We start from the raw sequence: 21,440 nt of genomic DNA on the forward strand, positions 1-21,440 counted from the left end.
TTACGACTATGATACCCCAAGGAAAATTATTACTTATAGGAGGAAAGGAAAATAAAGAAGATGAAAATAAAGAAATGGAAAGAGAGAATAAAAATTTCTGTCCTAATGAAATCCTTAAGCTGTTGACAGACTCTAAAGAGGATAGAATTGAAGTTATCACTACAGCAAGCTCAGACCCAGATAGTATACAAAGTATGTATACCGATGCCTTTAACAAAATAGGATACTCCAATTATGATTTCCTGGATATCTGTGATGAGCAGATTCACACGGATTATCAGACAAAGCGGATATCAGCAGCAAAAACAATCTTTTTTGCAGGTGGAGATCAGAATAGAATTTGTGATGTACTGAAACAGTCAGCCTTACAATATTTGATCAAAGAAAAATACAATAATGAAAAAGGATTTACTCTTGCAGGTACCAGTGCTGGAGCTATGTGTATCCCTGATGTGGTTATCCTGGAAGCAGTGAATGGTGAGGCGATGCTGCAAAATGACATAAAGCTTGATGCTGGGTGGGGATTTATTAATAACTGTATTGTAGACACTCATTTTATTCATAGAGCAAGATTCGGAAGGCTTGCCCATGCAGTTATACTGAACCAGAATTGTTGGGGGATAGGGCTGGGAGAAGATACCGCCTTATTAATTGAAGAGGGTAATATCGGTACTTGTAAAGGTTCCGGAATGGCATGGCTTATTAATGCGAAAAATATAGGCCAGACAAATATTAAAACAGTTAAAAAAGGATGTCCTGTTTTTGCTGAAAATCTTAAAGTCCATATTTTAACGGATAACTGTAAAATTAATCTGAGAAAAGGGGTATTTATAGGACAATCGGACAATAATACCATTGCAGAAGAATCCTAGTATGGAGGATATGGTCTTTACTTAAGGTCATTATCATTTTTATAATCTACAAAGGATTATTGAGTACATAATGTAACTATATAATAACTGCAATAGTAAGCACAATTCATTTTGTTTTATCATGCACTATGATAAAATATGGTATATGTATGGTATACAATTATGTTAGAGGTATTATAGAAAAATTTTATTTTAGGCTTAGTATTTTTTTAATATTTAATTCAATGAAAGAATCTCTACTACTATTATTTATTCCTGTGACCTTACCTGTAAAATCCTTCTTAAGGATGAAGCGATAACAATTGGTTATACCTGTAAACAATGAAGATACATCAGTCAGGAGTCCTGAGGTAGTATAACTAAAAATTTCAACCAGATCATGTATATCAAGGAAAACATCTTGTGCTTATCCTTGATTTGTGAAATAATTTGATAACTACCAACATACTGGATATTACTAATATCTCGTCATAGTCATTTTTTCCAAAGATGGATACAAAACATGGAAAAAAGTGAAAATCTTAAACCGATATTGGATTTATTGACATTTCATATATAACCTAATATTAAAATCAATGAACATCAAATTCTTTTTTAAGAAAGCAGCCTTATGTCTGCTTCTTTTTTTATGCATTAAGAATACTGCACAGCCTGCAATTTGGAAGATTGATAGTCTCAGGAAAGAAGCCCATAATACTTGGCTGAAGGAAGGCGATTTTAATAGTTTGCTTTTAACTGAGAGAAATTTACTCAATGAGTGTAAGAAGCAAGGATATATCAAAGGAGAAATAAAAGGATATATTAATATTGCTAATGTACTAAGTGGTGTAAACAGGAATAGAGAAAGCTTACAATTTCTCGATATAGCCCGGAAAAAACTGCTATATCATAATGATGCAGAAACTGAAGCCCATATGAATCACGTATATGGAGTCAATTACTATTCCCTTGGATTGCATAAAAGAGCATTGGAAAAATTTAATAAGGCTCTTGAAGTAGCCAAAAGAATTTCTGATGAAAAAGCAAGGCAGAAAAGACAATACTCAGCTTATGACTGGAAACGTTCCTGTTTTCATTTTTTAGGGTTGATGGATTCTGTCTACAGTAATGAACGTAAATGTATGAAATCTCCAATGCCAATGCTCTTTATAACTATTGCAGGCAGACATTTCCAAAACAAAAATATTGACTCTGCAGAATATTATATCAACAAGGCTAATCATTTATTATTGACCAAAAAAAATCCTTTAGAAGGAAAAGCTAATGTATTAAGAGCTTATGGAAGGCTATACATAGAAAAGAAAGATTATAAAAAATCATTACATTATTTATTGAACTCATTAGAGATTACCCGTAAGTCGGGGTTCAGAAAAAGAACTTTAGAAACATATAAGCTTCTGGCAACCGCATATAAATGCCTTTATAATATTCAGAAAGAAAACGAATATTTACTAAAATACACTCAGCTGAATGATAGCCTTCGGGAAAATGAAAGAATAGCTTTGAATTCATCTGTAGAAGATATTTTAAATAGCCAGCAAGATCACGATACATCAGCCAGTAAGAACTTTTATTATGGTTTTGCCGGTATTATTTTGGTTAGTGCGGCAATAATTATAATGCTTAATAATATTTATAAAGCCAGGCAGAAAATACAGGATAATGCAATAAATGAAAAAATACTTGAAAGTGATATGCTTAGAAGAAAACTTGATGGGTTACATCAAGAAGTTGTTCAGCTTGCTATAAAGTCAGATCCGTCCTTTATTCATAAATTTAGAGAAGCCTACTCGGAGTTTTATAATAATCTGACCACAGAAAATCCAGGTCTTACTGCAAATGATATTCTTTTTTGTGCTTTTATAAAGTTAAATTTTTCCAATAAGGAGATTGCAGAGTATGCACATCTTTCTATAAGAACTGTAGAATCAAAGAAATACCGTTTAAAGAAAAAACTGGGTATTTCTGCAGAAATGGATCTTAATAAATGGATTACACAATATTGATTCTTGTATAATAAGCTTATGTATTATTGTTGCATATTTGATTGTATATCAGTTGTATATGGTGTGCAGTGTAAATGCAGTAGAGAGGCAGTAGGAATGCAGTGCCGTATTTTCCGTATCATCAATTACATTTGCTGTACAAATTGTACACTCTAATCCATTACTACCAAAAACGAATCTTATAAATGCGATCTTATATCAGCAGACAAAGCTTCATGGTGTAAAATCCTTTCTAGTACTTTCAATACCTAAATAATTTAAATCTTTATCAAATGAAAAAAAATGTAATTATTATCTGTTTATTAATGGCCATGCCTGCAATTGCACAAGTGGGCATTAATGAAGCAAACCCCTCAGCCATGCTGGATATTAAATCTAAAGGAAATACAGCTTCCACCAAAGCTTTTAAAATCTCCAATGCAGATGGAGTGGAAATGGTAACGGTTCTTGATAACGGAAATGTAGGAATTAATGTACCAGCTCCTACAGCAAAACTACATACTAATGGTAGTGTACGTTATGAGAACCTACCTGTTATTTCAGCAAATTTATCACCACTTGCAGTAAAACCCGACGGAACCCTGGGGACCTATGTGCCGGAACCTACAAAATATCTTTATATGCAGATGGCCCCTTCCGTTATAACACCTAGTTTCCCGCTTTCCGATACAGGGGTTTATACAAATATCCCACTTAGCTCAGCAGAATCCGTTACAAATACTATTGGTGCAGGATTTGGTACTGATGCCTCTGCTATATTAGATGTAAGTGGTACCACCGTGGCTGGCTCAAATGTCAGATATATTTCTTTCCCTTTACCCGGTGTTTATAAAATTAATCTAAATTATTATACGTCCTGTGCCGGGAACCCTACCGATTCGCTTAACAATATGTTGGGGATAGGAACAGCTTTATTTAAAGCAAGCTCCGGTTCTACAACATATGTCAGACAGGCTGTTGTACGCTACAATGGGTTGCCAAAGCGAGGTGATACAGGTACGGTGATTGCTGGACCGTACAGTTATTCCTTGCCCCATACCGTATATCTGGTTTTTGAAACAAAGACGGTTAATGAAAAGATTGCTCTTTTTGTAAATTACGGATTTGGGGATACATATCCTTCAAATGCCTGTTCCTTTGCTGTACCCGTTGGAATTCCCAATAAAATAATGATGAATATTTCTAAACTGTAATTACCTTTTTATGAAAAATATATTCATTACATTTCTTACGGTGACTGGTCTCCATATGTGGGGACAGATAGGTATTAATACAACTTTGCCTTCAGCAGCTCTGGATGTTAATTCCAAAGAAACAACCGCAGATACACGTGCTTTTGAAGTGAACAATTCTGACGCTTTACAACTGTTGAAAGTACAAAACAACGGTAATTTAGGGATCAATATCGGAACAGTTCCCGCCAGTGATATTTTGCATGCAACAAATGATATAAAGCATGAAGGTTTACCGGTATTGCAACTTCCATATAATGCATTGGCTATCAATTCTTCCGGGGCCGCTGGGGTATCACCGGCAGTTACAAAATATTTTTATTTTAAGCGCTCTGCCGCTTTTGCTGACTATTCTTTATTTGATCCTAATGTTTATACAAATATTCCGTTTTCAGACGGGGCAGATGTATTGGGAAATACAGTGGGTTTTACGTTTGGAACTGATGCAACAGGAACAGTCAACGGACAGCCTGTGAGCAATATAAAGTACCTGGTTATTCCGGAACCTGGTGTTTATCTTTTCGAAATGTACCAAACAGCATATTGTAATAATTTGCCTGCAGTCTCTTCCAATACTGGCCAGGTAATGCTGAAAACAGTGTTTGGCACTGCTGGCACTACTGGTTCTGCATACGCTGTCAATACTGTATCTATGGATTATATGATTCCCCGTAGAAATGCTTCCGGCGCTATCTCCGCTACCAGCTATTCTTATGCGAATCCCCAAAAGCTAATTGTAGCCTATCAGAGTACTGTTGCAAATGAGAAAGTAGCATTATTTATTAATTATGCAGGAGGAGATAAATTTACTTCCGAGGTCTGCAGTATGAATAAGCCCGCAGGGAGTGATAATTTCGGATATTTAATTGTTACGAAGCTTTAGTCATTTCATCTTGTTCCCCTAGGAGATGATATTGTAATCCATACTAAGGTTTATTTGTAGATCTTAGATTCTAAATACCAAATTGATGATTAAACGCAGTATAAAAACTGCGTTTATTTGTTTATTATATATGTTTTTAGGCTCATGTTCTGGATATTTAATTATGCATAACCTTCTGTATCTGCGAATACATCCAAATCCTGATTGTAAAATATTAAAAGAATAATTTGTATTTTTATTTTCCTTATGGCCGCATAGTTCAATGGATAGAACAAAAGTTTCCTAAACTTTAGATCCAAGTTCGATTCTTGGTGCGGCTACCATACATCGGTGATGAAATTATCCTTAAAAATAAAAGAATCTGCCCTTTAGAGGCAGATTCAGTAGATAAGACATCTCATTTTTTTAATTAGACAACAATAAAAAAGCACAGCCGACAATGCTGTGCTTAAATTTTTATTTCAAATTTAATTGCAATTTCAAGAGTAGTAAGAAAAGCAAATAAAGTTTCCACTTCGATGTTTATTACATAGTAAATGTAGTGATATTTTTAATACGAAATATGAATTTAATGTTAAAATTCACAAGTTATCCACAATTTGTTGTGGATAAGTCTCTTGTTTCTTTCTCAATTATCCACTTAATAACAAAGGAATGCCCTGGATTAGCCTTCTTCAAGGTATTTCAAAACAAAATCATTCAATGCTTTTTTCTCTTCATCATTGCCCTTATTATCCATATGGCTATGGTTGACAGAGGTAGGTTGAATGGTCATGTGATACTTTTTCTGTTCCTCTTCAGTGGGCAAAACACCTTCATCAGCAGGATAATCATTGGAACGTAATGAATAAATTTTAGGAATACGTGTTCTTGGAAGGAACATTCTGCGGTTATCCATAGTGATTATTTTATAGACTAGACTAGGATGCTGATTTCCAAACAAAGCTACCATATCACCGCCATTAGAGTGTCCGATTAAAGTAACATGTTTATAATCCAGATCCGGATTTGTTTTTTTAAGTTCATTCAATACAAATAATATGTTGTCGGAACCATTTTGCCAGAAAGGTCTTCTAACCATTTGTAGGTTTCCCTCTACGGGAAGGGGAGCATCTGTAGTCTGTTCATGCTGAATGCTTACTGTGAAATATCCTTTTGAGGCCAGTTTTTCAGTTAAGTAAGAATATACAAAATAATCGCCGCCCTTATTAAAACCATATCCATGATTAAAAATAATAACCTGTTGATTGTGAATTTTCTTATGGGTTTTAGGGAGATAATAGACAACCGGAATTTTGCGGTTTCTGCTTTGGTCGAATAACGTTAACGTATCCAGCTTTACTTCATAATCATTATCTGAGCTCATATTTTCTTTACAGAACAATTTATAAGAAGGAGAGAGGCAGGAATGAAGTGTATTACTTTTTTTAATATCATGGTAAAATAGGTTGATTACAAAAATCTGAATTTTCCTGATATAAAGAGGTTGTTTAAAAAATAATTTATCCAAAATTAAGTATCTTTGTTTTATTAAAATCTTATTATAAATATCATCCGATATCAGGCACTATTCTAAAGCTTGAAAATAAAAGATTCAGAAATTTCTGGACCTGGTTATCTATTATTTAAATTCAAACTTAATGATGCACAAACCGATCGCTCGTAATTAAGGAGTTTGAATATACCATCATATTTTAAATAAGATCATTATGAAAACAAATACAATTGCCGTTATTGGCGGCACTGGAAAATCAGGAAAATACCTTGTACAAAAACTTCTGAATAAAGGATATTCCTTAAAACTATTGCTAAGAAATCCAGAAAATTTTATTCTTAATAATCCTTTAATTGAGATTATAACAGGAGATGTGAGGGATGGAGAAGCAGTACATTCGCTCATTAATAGCTGTGATGTTGTGATAAGTACTTTGGGACAGCCAAAAGGAGAGAAGTCTATCTTCAGTGATGCTGCAAAAAATATCATACAGGCAATGAATGATTATGGAATCAAAAGATATATAGTAACAACAGGATTGAGTGTAAATACAGAAGTGGATTGTAAAAATAATCATGTAAAAATGGCTACGGAATGGATGTATCAGAATTACCCTGAAACAACATCAGATAAACAGAAAGAATATGAACTTCTTTCAGAAAGTAGCCTGGACTGGACTTTGGTACGGTTGCCACTTATCAGTTTGACAGATCAAAGTTTTGCTGCAGAAACAAGTCTCATTGATTGTAAAGGTGAAAATATCAGTGCTACAGATCTTGCCGAATTTTTGGTATCACAGATCGAAGATGCTGCTTACATTAAAAAGAGTCCATTTTTATACAATATTGAAAGCCTATAAATACAATTTAGAATATAAAAAGACAGAGAGCCGTTGAGCTCTCTGTTTTATTTTTCAAGTTTCTCCTTGATGTATTTTGCAGTATAAGATTTTTTATTTTTTGTCAGATCTTCAGGAGTTCCGGCAAAAACTACTTCACCACCATGTTTTCCTGCTTCAGGACCAATATCAATGATGTAATCAGCACATTTGATGATATCCGGCTGGTGTTCAATAACGATAACTGAATGTCCAAGGTCAATCAAAGCCTGTAATGATTTCAATAGCTTCTGAATATCATGGAAATGAAGACCTGTAGAAGGCTCATCGAAGATAAATAATGTTTTGTCTGTGGTAACTCCTTTTACAAGGAAAGAAGCCAGCTTCACACGCTGCGCCTCACCACCGGAAAGGGTAGAAGAGCTCTGCCCCAGCTGTAAATAGCCTAATCCAACTTCCTGTAAAGGTCTCAGTTTGGTTACAATTTTTTCTTCATTATTATCCTTAAAGAATTCCAATGCTTCATCCACAGTCATGTGAAGAATATCAGAAATACTTTTCTCATCAAATTTCACTTCAAGGATTTCGCTTTTGAAACGGGTTCCTTTACATACTTCACATTCCAGTTCAATATCAGCCATAAACTGCATCGAAACATTGATAACTCCTTCACCTTTACACTCATCGCATCTTCCGCCATCTACGTTGAAAGAGAAATGTTTAGGTTTGTAGCCCATCATTTTAGCCACTTTCTGCTTGGCAAAAAGATCACGGATATCATCATAAGCTTTCAGATAGGTTACAGGGTTTGAACGTGAAGATTTTCCAATGGGATTCTGATCGATCAACTCAATGTTTTTGATGAGTTTTTTCGGGAATTCTACAGAATCGTAATCTCCTTTTTTACCACCCATGCCCAGTTGGATCTGAATATCGTTGGTAAGAATTTCTTTCATCAAAGTAGATTTACCACTTCCGGAAACGCCTGAAATAACGGTCAGACTTTCCAAAGGAACATCTACATCAATATTTTTAAGGTTGTTCTGGCGGGCTCCTTTAATGTGAATCCATTCTTTTGCTTTTCTTCGTTTCTTCGGAACTTCTATTTCCAGTCTTCCGGTAAGATATTCTGAAGTAAGGGTGTTGGCCTTTTTCAAATCCTTATAATCTCCGGCAAATACCAGCTCACCGCCAAGATAACCAGCTTCCGGACCAATATCAATGATATAGTCAGCAGCATGCATCACATCTTCATCATGTTCTACAACAATTACTGTATTTCCTAAGTCACGAAGGTTTTTCAATACCTCTATAAGGTTTTCCGTATCTTTAGAGTGTAGTCCGATAGAAGGTTCATCCAAAATATAAATGGACCCTACCAAAGAGCTTCCTAAGCTTGTTGCCAGGTTAATCCTCTGACTTTCCCCTCCGGAAAGGGTATTGGAGGTTCTGTTTAATGTTAAATATCCTAATCCCACCTTTAATAGAAACTCAAGGCGGGTGGTTATTTCATATAAAAGTCTTTTGGCAACTTCCTGGTCGTGTTCAGATAGTTTTAAACTGTTAATTAATGGAGCCAGTTCATCCAATGGAAGCTCAATCATCGACTGGATGTTGTGACCATCTACTTTTACCCAGCTTGTCTCTTCACGCAGCCTTAATCCTTCACAGGTTGGGCAAAGCGTTTTCCCCCTGTAACGGGAAAGCATTACTCTGTACTGGATTTTATAAAGGTTTTCTTCAAGCATTTTGAAGAAATTGTTGATGCATGGGAAATTGCTTTTACCATCACCTTTCCAAAGGAAGCTTTTCTGCTCTTTGGTTAATTGATGATAAGGTTTATGAATAGGGAAGTCACCCGCTTTTTTGATGAAATCTTTTTTCCATTCACTCATGGTTTCACCTCTCCAGCAGACAACGGCATCCTCATAGATGGATAATGTTTTATTAGGAACCACCAGATCTTCATCTATTCCAATTACTTTCCCATAACCTTCACAAGCAGGACAAGCCCCATAAGGATTATTGAAACTGAAGAAATGAACGTTTGGTTCAAGGAATTCCATTCCGTCAAGTTCAAACTTATTGGAGAACTCTTTTACCTTTTCGGTATCTGTATTTTTTAAAGAGCAGTAGCCACGGCCTTCGTAAAATGCCATCTGGATAGAATCTGCCAATCGCTGTAAAAAGCTTTCATCTTCCTCATAGGAAAAACGGTCAATCACAAGATTGATTTTCATTCCTTTTTCCGGAACAAATCCGAAGCTTTCAAGATCCTCAATTCCTGCTACATTTCCGTTAATTTCAAGTCTGGTGAAACCTGCAAGTTTTAATACGTTTAGGGTTTCCTTAAAATTATCTGCATCATATTCCAACGGAGCAGTTAGTAAAAAGGAAGTATCTTTTTTAGAAGCCTTGATAAAGTCAACCACATCTGAAACGGAATCTTTTTTCACTTCCTCTCCTGAAACCGGAGAAAATGTTTTTCCGATTCTTGCAAACAAAAGCTTCATATAATCATAGATCTCCGTAGAAGTACCCACTGTAGAGCGCGGATTAGATGAAATTACTTTCTGCTGGATGGCGATGGATGGAGCCAGTCCTTTAATATCGTCAACCTTAGGTTTTTCTAATTTTCCCAAGAACTGGCGGGCATAAGAGCTTAAACTTTCCACATATCTTCTCTGTCCTTCTGCATAAATGGTATCAAAGGCAAGAGATGATTTACCGCTTCCTGATACTCCTGTAATAACAATCAGTTTATTTTTGGGAATAAGGACATCCAGGTGCTTCAGATTGTTAAGATGAGCATTCTTAACGAAAATCTGTTTTTTTATATCTATTTCTGTAGTATCAGCCATATTTTGTTTATTCATAAAAGCAACTGTACAGCTATAAACTGCCAGTTTAATGGTGTTTTCCGAAATATTTCGGGGTCATCAATTGAACATTCAAATTATTTCCGGATTCAGCTGACAGGGAGAACATATCTGAAGAATGCCGCTCACCATAACAGTTGAAAAAGAATGATTTCACTGTAAAATTAAGACCCACAAAATTACGAATTTTTTAGCGAAAATTGTATGTTTCTCCTGTTACTAAAATTGTATATAAAAAAATAAAAATCAACGGCCTGATACCACAAAATTGGAGCCGGAAAAAGAAGAATTAAGATGCTTTTTGTGGAATTATTTCCTTTTTATAAGTTCTTATTGTTGAATTTTAAAAGGTTTTTTATCTTTTAACAGATTTTTTTATTCAGGTATTGTTTTATGTTTTAAAATTATTTAAAATTGTATTTATAAATATGTAATAGAGAAATGATAAAATTATTCAGAGATCTGGTTACACATTTAATGAGAAAAAGATAGAAACTCCCTCAAAAAAAACATTGACACAGTATTCATGCTGTGTCTTTTTTATGACAAGTATCATTTGCCTGTCTTCATGAACTCCCTTACTTTTGAACCTTGTTAAAAGAAACTACGGAAACAATTATGATCAAAAAGATAGGAAGTGCTTTTTTCCTGGGATCTCTACTTTGGGTAAGTGCTCAGGAAAAGACTACTGATATTGAAAACATTGAATTTCAAGGGAAATTTATCTCTACACCTTATAAAAGTGCCAACCAGAATATTACTGTAATCACCAAAGAAGATATTGCCAATGCTCCATCCAAAAGTATTGATGAAATTCTTCAGCAGGTTCCGGGTATGGATATCAGAAGGAGAGGATCCAATGGAGTTCAGAGTGATATCAGTTTCCGCGGAAGCTCGTTTGAGCAAGTCCTGCTATTACTGAATGGAGTAAGAATCAATGATTCCCAGACTGGTCACAATTCCATGAACCTTCCGGTGGATCTGGAAGATGTGGAAAAGATTGAGATTATAAAAGGTCCTGCTGCAAGACGTTTCGGACAGAATGCTTATGCAGGAGTCATTAATGTAATTACCAGACCTGGAGCAGGAAAAAAAGTTAAAATAAGTGCAGAAGGTGGTGACTACAGTTCTTATGGACTAGGGTTCAATGCACAGATGGGAAATGAAAAATTCGCCAATACCCTTCAAGCTAATACTTCAGGTTCACAAGGGTATATGTATAATACAGATTATGAAATCCGAAATGTTTTTTATCAGGGAAAACTGAATATTAAAAACGGAGATTTGCGGCTTCAGGCTGGGTTTTCGGAAAAGAAATTCGGAGCTAATGGTTTTTATGCATCCAAATCTGCTATAGACCAATATGAGGAAATGCAGGCTTCTATTGTAAGTATTGCGCATCAGCAGACTTTCGGGAAGCTAAAGTTTAACTCGAATGTATACTGGAGAAGAGGGCAGGATATGTACTTGTATACCAGACAGAATCCTAAAGGATATAGAAATATGCATATTGGGAATAACGTGGGTGGAGAAGTAAACTCAAGCTACCAATGGGGATTAGGAACTACCGGAGTGGGTGTTGAACTGAGAAAAGAGTTTCTGGTGAGCAGCAATTTGGGAAATCCTAACCGTTTTGTTTCTCAGGTTTTCTTTGAACATCATTTCTCATTATTTGATAAAAAATTAAATATCAGCCCGGGAATTTCATGGGCTAACTATTCTAAAGAAGGTAATTTCTTCTATCCCGGGTTAGATGTGGGATATAACTTTAATCCTAATAATAAGGTATATGGAAATATTGCCAAAGTACACCGTATTCCAACCTTTACGGATCTTTATTATGTGAGTCCGCAGGAACGTGGTAACCCAAATTTGCTGCCTGAAAACGGTGTTTCATCTGAGGTAGGGTATCAATATCAGAATCAAAGTATTTTAGCCAAAATCAGTGGGTTTTTAAGGGATTCAAAGAATTCTATCGATTGGGTGAAAAAAGACATCAGTGATAAAACATGGGCTGCTGAAAATGTAGGCAATATAAAAATCAAAGGAATAGAAGCTGAAATTAACTATAAAATGACCAACTGGCTGAAAATGATGGCAGGGTATACCTATATTGACGGCAAATTTCAGAAATCCAATGAGTTTGTTTCAAAATATATTATGGATAATCTGAGACACCAGTTCATCGGTAAAGTGGAAGCAAAATTCCTTGGAGCCTTTACTAATGAAATTGTGTACAGATACAATGAAAGAATGAATTTAGGAAGCTATCAGTTGCTGGATAACAAGTTAAGTTTTAATAAAAAAGACTATTCTGTATATGTTTTAGTGAATAATATCACCAATACAAAATATACGGAAGCATTTGGCGTAGAAATGCCGCAAAGATGGTTTCATATTGGTTTTTCTTACATAATTAATATGAAGTAAGTGTTAATTCAATATTAATGAAAGTTAATATTAACAAATTGTTAAAAAAATTACATTTGCAAAAATTTTTTATGAAACGTTTTCTAGGTTTAAGTCTACTTCTTAGTCTATCTTTCTTCAAAGCTCAGGAACATATTTCCAGCTTCAATGCAGTAACTCTAACCTATAAGTTTCATCCTAAATTTTTCATCTACGGAGAAGGTCAGTTAAGAGGTAACGAAGATTATGCTTACCCGGATTATTATGAAATAAAAGGGGGAATAGGGTATAACCTTACCAAGAATCACAAACCATTTGTAGGACTGGGAAGATATGTTAACTACAAGGATAAGAAATTAAGCAGAGAAGAGTTCAGGGTTTGGCTTCAGGATGTTATTGATGTTAAAAAAGGCATCGTGAAGTTTGAAAACCGTTTCCGTGTAGAAAAAAGCTGGTTTTATGAACCGCAAACTGACAACACTTCTCAGAGAATGCGTTACCGTTACCGTTTGAATGTAAGTGTTCCCTTAAATGCTAAAGAAATTAAAAAAGGGACTGTTTTTGCCAATGCTTACGATGAACTCTTTCTTGTAACCCCAATGAAGCCTACTTTTGCCAGAAACAGAGTTTATGGTGGTTTCGGCTACCAGATTGATGATTATTTCGGAATTGTAAGCGGATACCTTTGGCAGCGTGAATTTGAAGCAAAAGGAAATAAAAACTTACATTTCATCTACCTTGCTTTGAACATCAATATTGATGGTACGAACCATGAGGTGAAAACATACGATTTCCCTGGGGCGGATTAAGAGGCCTGGCTTATCTCTGACTGTAATTTTAAGAGTTCCTGTTTGGTATTAAGGTAGTACGTATTTAAAAGATTTTGATATTTTTCAATCAATAATGATATGGAATCAACTTCATTCTGAAGGTATCTGTCATTGTTGAAATAAATATATTCAGCATCTACAAACTGTTGAAGAATATTACTTTCTTCAGCAGTGAGTAATTCTTTGTAAGCAGAATTTTCAAGAAGGTTTCGGATCTTTTGTTTAAAAGGTTTTTCAGCCTTCAAAAGCTTTGCTCTGTGCTTACGGATTTCTTCAAAAGGTAAAGTAACCGTCATAAACTGTAAGTATCCGATAAATTCATTAAGACTTGCTTGGAATTCATCGAATTCTTTATCTATTGCAGACATTTTTTTGTACTTATTTATCAAATTCGTTTTGTGCTCATTATTACTTTTATGATAATAATAGTTGAAAATAGATTTGTCATTTTCATGAAGTTCAGCGATCACATTTTTAAGCTCATTTTCAAGTTGAGGAATCATGTTTCCTGCATGTTTTGCTTTATGTAATACCCCGTTATACCTGAAAGTTTTTATTTCTTTAGGTTTTGAAGCCAGATACTGTAAAGTTTGAAGATCCTGTTCTATACCAGCTTTTTCATAGACTAAGGAAACCTTTTTATCGCTGAATAAATCAGCTTCATGATAAAGCCCCGAATCCTGAATAATAGCTTCAAGATTTTCTAAAATAGGGTTATGTCTTTCATAATAGCCGTTAAACCCGGAAATCAGGTTCTGATATCTATTGTTTTCCAGGTAGAGAGTGGTAAAAGTATTATCATCTATAACTTCTCCAACATTTTTAATGCTTAAAAGTGTTAGATATTTTGCTGTTAGCGTTTCACAGATGTTTTCATAACCTCTGATGATTTCTCCGGCTGGTTTGTGGTCACTGGTTGTATTTTGGGTTTTGTTCTTTTTGATTCTTTCAATCCTTTTTGATATTTCAGGGTGGGATGACCATTGGTCTTCAATTTCAATTCTGGATTTATTATAACGGGTCAGGTCCTCAATATCTATTTGGGGAAGTCCATTTACATAAGGATGATTATTTCTTTCACTGAAAATCTTCATTAAAGAAATCTGGTTTTCATAAAGATTTTTGGGCAGATATTTTTGATTGCTTTCAATATAAAAATTGGTTGCATAGTTAAAGGCAGCATCACTTAATTCCAATCTTAATAAGGAGGAAATCTGCTCATCCGGATTTGTTACAAAAGTTGAAATAGCATCAGCATGATATTCCATCTCTCTTTGCAGGGAAGCATGGTTTTTAAAAAGAAAATTGGAGATACTTTTAAGGACATATTGAAAGGCATTGATGAAGCTTACAGAGATAAGTCCGAAAATTTTAAAAAAAGCATTGCTTCCTGAAAACTCCAGAATAAAATTTTCATAATCTTTATTATTGTAAACGGTTTCAAAAATTATTTTTTCAGCCTGGTTTACATAACCACCTATTTTCATACTTCTTTGGGAAAAGTGGCCAAACTCATGTGCCAGAACTGTTTTCAATTCTCCGGCACTTGTTGTATTAATCAGTCCTATACCAATAGTAAGGTTCTTCTTTACCGGTAGAAACATACTCCAGAAAATAGAATTATAGCTGACACTGGCGTTTACATCCGGTGAAAGAAAAACTTTTTTGGGAGCCTGAACTTTTGTTTCCTTTACAATCTCATCAATCATGTTAAAAAGCTCAGGTTGATGGGAGCGTGAAACTTCTATTAGGTGACGGGTACTATAATTATTTTTCTTGAAAATAAAACGGGTAAGAAAAATGAATACGAAAAGACCTATACTAAACAATCCTGCAGCACCAAAAATTGTAAAATAATTGACTTTAATTGTTAATAGCTTTACAGCCCCATATCCTAAGAGAAAAATCATCAAGAGAGAGGCCAGAATAAGGAGTAAATATATAAGAAAAAAAGCTGAAACTGACACAATAGCAGAAATCAGCTTAGTTTGATAAGCCGTTGAAATTTTAGGTAGGTTATTAGTCATTTTTGGTTGATTAGTATTTTTCTATCAGATAGCGATAGGCTTTGAGATATTTATTGAACCTTTTAATATCTTTAGGCGTAAGCTCTCGGTTTACTCTTCTAAGATCCATATTATCGCGAAGGTCATTAAGTTTTACAGCAACAGCCAGAGGCGATCTTTCTGTTCTTTTCACAAATTCATCATAATCTTCTTCCGGATCAAACTTAGTAAGGCAGCTGATGGCAAAAATAATGTATTCCGGAAAGCCTTCACTTCTTAAATAATCCAGACTGAATTCTAAAGGGTGATCTTCCACCACATCATGTAAAACTCCCACAATTTTCTCATCCATTGTTTTACCATATTCCATGACGCGCATTACGTGTGCAATGTATGGAGCGTGGTATTTGTCTGTCTGTCCTTTATGTGCCTTATCGGCAATTTTTATAGCTTTATTTAGTAATTCTTCTTTTGTCATTTTTCTATGAAAATAGAGTACAAAAATAAAAAATGCCTTAAAAAAATAAGGCATTTTTATAGAGATTATTTAAGATTGTTCTATAAATTTATTTCATCCTCTACAGAAGCATTTGGAGCATTGTTTTTGACGGATTCTATTCCGTTTTCCATTCCGTTATCTGTTTCATACATCTGGCTGGTTCCAATAATTTGCCCATTCCCGGCTTTAAGGTTGAAATAACATCTGCCATCTCTGGCGGTATTTCTTTCAAATTTGGCATCTTCCTGAGAATTGGTTTTTACTGAATTGATCCCATTTTCACAGGATGATTTGGTGCTATACCCCTGGCTGGTTAGAATTACCTGTCCGTTTACGGCTTTAAGATTGAATTGAAATTCACCGTTGTTTCTTTTAGAAATAATAAATTTTCCCATATGTTTTATTTTGAGTTAACTGGTTTTAGATATAATAAAGTTAGGAAAAAATATTGAAATCTGCTGTTCTTTGAAATTTCTGTAAGGTCAAGAAAAAAACGCCCCAAAATGGGACGTTTTGAAATCAAATTTATGTTATTAAGACTAATAAGCTCCTTTTTCAATATAGTGAGCAGCTACTTTTTCAGTTAATGCTACTACATTCGGGTGGTTCGTATACTTAGTGAATCTTCTTAATCCTGAAAGCATCATTCTTTGCTCATCTCCTTCAGCGAAAGAAATAATTCCTTCTTTAGCTGCTACAATGATCTTCTCAACCGCTTTATAAAGATTTAATTGAGCCATAGCTGCTTCCACAGAATCAGGAGAGAAATGTTTCTCAGCTCTTAATACAGCAGATTCTGCCATATAGATCTGGTTAAGGATTTCAGAAGCATTCAATAATAAATGTTGTTGCTTTTCAATATCCATCATATATTTCTGAAGTGCAGCCCCTGAAACCATAAGGAATACTTTCTTAAGGTTAGCGATAATTGCTTTCTCTTCACTCATGAACGCTGAATAATCAGGAACTTCAAATGAAGGAATACCCATCAATTCTTTGCTGATTGCCATAGCAGGAGATAAAAGGTCTAGCTCACCTTTCATTGCTCTCTTAATAAGCATTCCTACCGCTAATAATCTGTTGATTTCGTTAGTTCCCTCATAGATTCTTGAAATTCTTGAATCTCTCCAAGCTGCTTCCATTGGAGTATCTTCAGAGAATCCCATACCTCCGTATACCTGGATTCCTTCATCAGCAGTGTGCTGTGCAAGATCAGAAACGAATACTTTAAGAATTGAACATTCTACAGCGAATTCCTCAACACCTTTAAGCTCTGCTGCCTGGTGATCCATTCCACCTGCAACCAATTCATCAATTTTATCCTGAACATTTTTTGCCGCTCTGTAAGAACCAGCCTCACTTACGAAAACTCCGGTTGCCATTTCAGCAAGCTTCTTTCTGATCGCTCCGAAAGTAGAGATAGAAACGCCAAACTGCTTTCTTTCGTTAGAATATTGGATAGAGTGGTTTAAGATTCTTCTCTGAGCATCTAAACAAGCCGCCGCTAATTTGATACGACCTACGTTCAATGCATTTAAAGCGATTTTGAAACCATTGTTTCTTTCTCCTAAAAGGTTCTCAACGGGAACTTTCATATCATTGAAGAAAACCTGACGGGTAGAAGAGGCACGAATACCTAATTTGTGCTCCTCTTCACCGAAAGTTAAACTTTCAGGGTTTTCCAGTTCAGAACGGTTGATGACGAAACCTGTGATGTTTTTATCATCATCAATTTTAGCGAATAAAGTGAAAGTATCTGCAAATCCTGCATTAGAGATCCACATTTTCTGTCCATTGATGATATAGTGTTTTCCATCTTCAGAAAGTTTAGCTCTAGTTTTTCCAGAGTTTGCATCAGAACCTGCATCCGGCTCAGTTAAGCAGTAAGCTCCGAATTTTGTTCCAGTTGCTAAATCCGGAAGGTATTTTTTCTTTTGCTCTTCAGTTCCGTAAAGAACGATTGGAAGCGTTCCGATTCCGGTGTGTGCTCCATAAGCTGTAGCCAATGAACCTGTAGTTCCCGAAAGGTAATCACAAGCTAACATCGTAGTTACAAAGCCCATTCCAAGACCTCCGTACTCTTCTGGAACGGCAATACCAAGCATTCCCATTTCACCAAGTTTACGCATTGTTTCTTCAGTAAATGCATAATCTTTCTTTTCGAAACGCTCTCTTTGAGGCACAACTTCTCTATCTATAAACTCCTTCGCAGAATCACGAAGCATTTTTTGTTCTTCATTCAGTTCTTCAATGCTGAAAATTTCGTTTGCAGGAATTTCCTTGATCAGGAATTCACCTCCTTTTAATGTAGCCATATATTATTTTGTTTTTTTATTTTTTTTGAGACTTTTTAGATAATAGACGGATAGATGATAGACTTTTAATGCTATCTATTTTCCTTCCTGTCTATTATTTCTTCGTCTATTGTCTTATTAATCTTTATTCAAAGTATTCTGAAATACATTGTCGCTTTTTGAAATTCTTCAATTTTAATTTAAAAGATCTCACATTTTTCATCAGATAAATGTCTTTAAGTCTATTATCTATCCGTCTATTATCTCGTGGTCTTTAAAGTAACTCAAAAATCGAAGCTGCTCCTTGTCCTGTTCCCACACACATAGAAACCATACCATACTTGTTTCCGCGTCTTCTCATTTCGTCAAGAAGCTGAACGGTTAGTTTAGTTCCTGTACATCCCAGTGGGTGACCAAGTGCAATTGCTCCTCCGTTTACGTTTAAGATATCTGGATTTAAGCCTAATTCTTTTTTGATAGCCACGGATTGTGATGCAAATGCTTCGTTTAGCTCGATCAAGTCAATATCTTTTAATTCTAAACCTGCTTGTTTAAGAGCTTTTGGAATCGCATATATTGGTCCCATACCCATTATTCTTGGCTCAAGACCTGCAGCAGCATAGGCTACCAATCTTGCTTCTGGTTCAAGACCTAGTTCTTTTACCATTTCTTCGCTCATTACCATTACGAAAGCAGCTCCGTCACTCATTTGAGAAGAGTTTCCGGCAGTTACGCTTCCTCCGTTAGCAAAAACTGGTCTAAGTTTAGCTAAACCAGCTAATGAAGTATCTGCTCTTGGCCCTTCATCCACAGAGAAATCAAATTTTTTAGTCTGAAGTTTTTGATTTTCATCTAAGAAGTTATATTCTACAGGAATCGGAACAATCTGGTTGGCAAATTTACCTTCCTGATTTGCTTTTAAAGCTTTCATGTGCGATTCAAAGGCAAACTGATCCTGTTCTTCTCTGGTAATATTGTATTGTTTTGCCACTTCTTCAGCAGTGTAGCCCATTCCCCAGTAGTAATCAGGGTTTGTTTTTGCGATATCAGTTTCAGGAACCGGCTTGTAACCTCCCATTGGGATATAAGACATAGATTCTGTACCTCCTGCAATGATACAATCAGCCATTCCTGCCTGGATTTTTGCAGAAGCAATAGCAATTGCTTCACTTCCTGATGCACAGTATCTGTTTACCGTTACTCCAGGAACTTTATCTGTATTTAAACCCATTAAGGAAATCAAACGGGCTACGTTTAATCCTTGCTCTGCCTCAGGCATTGCATTTCCTACAATAAGGTCATCAATTCTGTTTTTATCTAATTGTGGAAGCTCAGCCATTAATTTTTCAATAACCGTAGCTGCCATGACGTCAGGACGTGTAAAGCGTAAGGAACCTTTTGGTGCTTTTCCTACTGCTGATCTGAATCCTTTTACGATGTATGCTGTTTTCATTTTTTTGTTTAATTAAATTGTTTTTGAAAGATTTTTGCCTCATAGAGGTAAACTGTTCATAGATCTATTGTTTTGCAATTTGTGAAGCTCCGTAGGAGCGACCTGTTAATCTTCAATCCATTCAAATAAATATTTTGAATCATATTCAATTTCAAATTTTGACATAAAATCCAGATATTCTTCTCTAAAAGTTTTCTTTTTGTGATGTTCTTCCTGATTTAAAATATATTTTACAACCGAATCAACACTACTTTTAGAATAAGAAAAAGCTCCGTATCCTTCCTGCCAATTGAATTTTCCCTTGATCCATCCTTTTTCATTGATGAATTTTGAAGATCCTGCTTTAATATCCCTCACTAAATCTGAAACTGACAATGTCGGATTCATGCTTACAAGGATATGAACGTGGTCTGGCATTGCAAAAACTGCGAATAATTTTTGATTTCTGTTAGAGACTATACCTGTAATCAATTTATGCAATTCTTCTCTGTTTTCTTTGGTAATAAGATTTTGTCTTCCTTTTACTGCAAAAACAATTTGAATATAAATCTGTGTATAGGTATTGGCCATAAAACTAACATGATCGTTTATTATCAGGTCGCCTCTACAAGGCTCTGCCATTTCTAAAAATTATTCGTTGTCTATTAACAGTTCGCTCCTACGGAGCTCCCTATTAGTTTCTCAATGGCTTCCCATTTTGTAACATATACTGAATTCTTTCTAAAGTTTTTCTTTCGCCACAAAGCTGAAGGAATGTTTCTCTTTCAAGGTTCAATAAATACTGCTCAGTAACAACTGTTGGCTCAGATAAGTTTCCGCCTACCATTACGTTGGCTAGCTTGTCTGCAATCTTCTTATCGTGTTCGGAGATGTATTTTCCTGTTAACATCTGGTCTGTTCCTACGTAGAACATTCCTAATGCATCTTTACCAAGAACTTTCACTTTCTGCTCAATTGGCTGAGTATAACCTTGTTCTGCCAATAGTTTTGCAACTTTTTTAGCTTCTGCGATCTGTCTGTTTTTGCTTACAGAAACAATATCTTTTCCTTTTTCAAGGATTCCCATATCGTAAGCTTCATAAGCTGATGTAGCTACTTTACCCATTGCGATGTTCATGAAGGCATCACGAAGTCTGTTGTTTTTAACATCATCGCTGTGGAATTCTCTGGAAGTTCTTAAAGCAAGTTCTTTAGTACCACCACCACCAGGGATTACACCCACTCCGGTTTCAACCAATCCAATGTAAGTTTCTGCTGCGGCAACCACTCTGTCTGCGTGCATAGTCATTTCACATCCACCACCTAAAGTCATTCCGTGAGGAGCAACTACTACAGGAATAGAAGAGTAGCGTACTCTCATCATTGATTTCTGGAAGTAAGCAATCGCCATATTCAAATCATCCCAGTCTTGCTCAATAGCCATCATAAGGATCATAGCAAGGTTAGCTCCTACTGAGAAGTTTGCGCCTTGGTTTCCTACCACTAATCCATCGTATTCTTTTTCTGCTAAATCAATAGCTCTGTTTAATCCATCTAAAACTTCGCCTCCTAGAGAGTTCATTTTGGAACGGATCTCGAAGTTGATGATACCATCACCTAAATCAAGAATGGCAGAACCTGAATTGCTCCAAAGGGTTTTATTTTTTCTGATATTGTCAAGGATAATGAAGGCATCCTGTCCAGGGATTTTGTTGTATTCTCCTGAGTTTTTATCAACATAAATACTTTGTCCTTCATCGTTAAC

The 21,440-nt window shown here is 35.4% G+C and carries 16 protein-coding genes and 1 tRNA gene; 8 read left to right on the top strand and 9 right to left on the bottom strand.

Going from position 1 to position 21,440, the window contains the following annotated elements; translation table 11 throughout:
- Positions 1-8 precede the first annotated feature (8 nt).
- From BBH99_RS10350 to BBH99_RS10370, 5 genes are all read left to right on the top strand, one after another.
- Positions 9-872 carry a cyanophycinase gene (locus tag BBH99_RS10350; protein WP_066695259.1) on the top strand — a complete coding sequence of 288 codons (864 nt, stop codon included), beginning with the start codon at positions 9-11 and terminating at the stop codon, positions 870-872.
- Positions 873-1,840: 968 nt separating this feature from the next.
- Positions 1,841-2,878: a LuxR C-terminal-related transcriptional regulator gene (locus tag BBH99_RS10355; RefSeq protein WP_165601912.1), complete on the top strand. Its 1,038-nt coding sequence runs from the start codon at positions 1,841-1,843 to the stop codon at positions 2,876-2,878.
- A 272-nt stretch (positions 2,879-3,150) separates the two neighbouring features.
- Positions 3,151-4,071 (top strand): hypothetical protein, encoded by a 921-nt coding sequence (locus BBH99_RS10360; protein ID WP_066695263.1) that lies wholly within the window; start codon positions 3,151-3,153, stop codon positions 4,069-4,071.
- 10 nt (positions 4,072-4,081) lie between these two features.
- Positions 4,082-4,993, top strand: a complete 912-nt coding sequence (locus BBH99_RS10365) for a hypothetical protein (RefSeq protein WP_123873124.1) — start codon at positions 4,082-4,084, stop codon at positions 4,991-4,993.
- 248 nt (positions 4,994-5,241) lie between these two features.
- Positions 5,242-5,316: transfer RNA gene (locus BBH99_RS10370), tRNA-Arg, on the top strand.
- 341 nt (positions 5,317-5,657) lie between these two features.
- Here BBH99_RS10370 and BBH99_RS10375 read toward each other — a convergent pair.
- Positions 5,658-6,359 carry an alpha/beta hydrolase gene (locus tag BBH99_RS10375; RefSeq protein ID WP_066695284.1) on the bottom strand — a complete coding sequence of 234 codons (702 nt, stop codon included), beginning with the start codon at positions 6,357-6,359 and terminating at the stop codon, positions 5,658-5,660.
- 343 nt (positions 6,360-6,702) lie between these two features.
- Here BBH99_RS10375 and BBH99_RS10380 point away from each other — a divergent pair, with 343 nt between their 5' ends.
- Complete coding sequence (locus tag BBH99_RS10380) at positions 6,703-7,347, top strand: NAD(P)-dependent oxidoreductase (protein ID WP_066695267.1); 645 nt, start codon at positions 6,703-6,705, stop codon at positions 7,345-7,347.
- Between the two features lie 47 nt (positions 7,348-7,394).
- Here the strand turns inward: BBH99_RS10380 and uvrA are convergent, their stop codons facing one another.
- Positions 7,395-10,187: an excinuclease ABC subunit UvrA gene (gene uvrA / locus BBH99_RS10385; RefSeq protein WP_066695286.1), complete on the bottom strand. Its 2,793-nt coding sequence runs from the start codon at positions 10,185-10,187 to the stop codon at positions 7,395-7,397.
- Positions 10,188-10,823: 636 nt separating this feature from the next.
- Between uvrA and BBH99_RS10390 the strand changes: the two genes are divergently transcribed.
- Positions 10,824-12,635 carry a TonB-dependent receptor plug domain-containing protein gene (locus BBH99_RS10390; protein ID WP_066695289.1) on the top strand — a complete coding sequence of 604 codons (1,812 nt, stop codon included), beginning with the start codon at positions 10,824-10,826 and terminating at the stop codon, positions 12,633-12,635.
- Between the two features lie 71 nt (positions 12,636-12,706).
- Complete coding sequence (locus BBH99_RS10395) at positions 12,707-13,423, top strand: DUF2490 domain-containing protein (RefSeq protein WP_066695269.1); 717 nt, start codon at positions 12,707-12,709, stop codon at positions 13,421-13,423.
- On the opposite strand, the gene BBH99_RS10400 is transcribed toward BBH99_RS10395, so the two are convergent.
- The 7 genes from BBH99_RS10400 to BBH99_RS10430 all read right to left on the bottom strand — a co-directional run.
- A complete protein-coding gene (locus tag BBH99_RS10400; RefSeq protein ID WP_066695271.1) occupies positions 13,420-15,471 on the bottom strand; it encodes a M48 family metalloprotease in 2,052 nt (683 codons plus the stop codon). The two genes, BBH99_RS10395 and BBH99_RS10400, sit on opposite strands and share 4 nt — an antisense overlap.
- A gap of 10 nt (positions 15,472-15,481) precedes the next feature.
- A complete protein-coding gene (locus tag BBH99_RS10405) occupies positions 15,482-15,928 on the bottom strand; it encodes a phosphohydrolase (protein WP_066695273.1) in 447 nt (148 codons plus the stop codon).
- An 80-nt stretch (positions 15,929-16,008) separates the two neighbouring features.
- The gene (locus tag BBH99_RS10410) at positions 16,009-16,344 is read right to left on the bottom strand and encodes a YegP family protein (RefSeq protein WP_066695275.1); all 336 of its coding nucleotides are present in this window, start codon (positions 16,342-16,344) and stop codon (positions 16,009-16,011) included.
- A gap of 144 nt (positions 16,345-16,488) precedes the next feature.
- Positions 16,489-18,264 carry an acyl-CoA dehydrogenase family protein gene (locus BBH99_RS10415; RefSeq protein ID WP_066695277.1) on the bottom strand — a complete coding sequence of 592 codons (1,776 nt, stop codon included), beginning with the start codon at positions 18,262-18,264 and terminating at the stop codon, positions 16,489-16,491.
- Between the two features lie 253 nt (positions 18,265-18,517).
- Positions 18,518-19,696 carry an acetyl-CoA C-acyltransferase gene (locus BBH99_RS10420; protein WP_066695279.1) on the bottom strand — a complete coding sequence of 393 codons (1,179 nt, stop codon included), beginning with the start codon at positions 19,694-19,696 and terminating at the stop codon, positions 18,518-18,520.
- Positions 19,697-19,801: 105 nt separating this feature from the next.
- The gene (tnpA, locus tag BBH99_RS10425) at positions 19,802-20,266 is read right to left on the bottom strand and encodes an IS200/IS605 family transposase (RefSeq protein ID WP_066695291.1); all 465 of its coding nucleotides are present in this window, start codon (positions 20,264-20,266) and stop codon (positions 19,802-19,804) included.
- Positions 20,267-20,369: 103 nt separating this feature from the next.
- Positions 20,370-21,440, bottom strand: a 1,071-nt coding sequence (locus BBH99_RS10430; RefSeq protein ID WP_131799214.1) for an enoyl-CoA hydratase/isomerase family protein, incomplete at its 5' end; no start/stop codon positions are given.

This window comes from Chryseobacterium contaminans (assembly GCF_001684955.1).
Classification (GTDB): Bacteria; Bacteroidota; Bacteroidia; order Flavobacteriales; family Weeksellaceae; genus Chryseobacterium; species Chryseobacterium contaminans.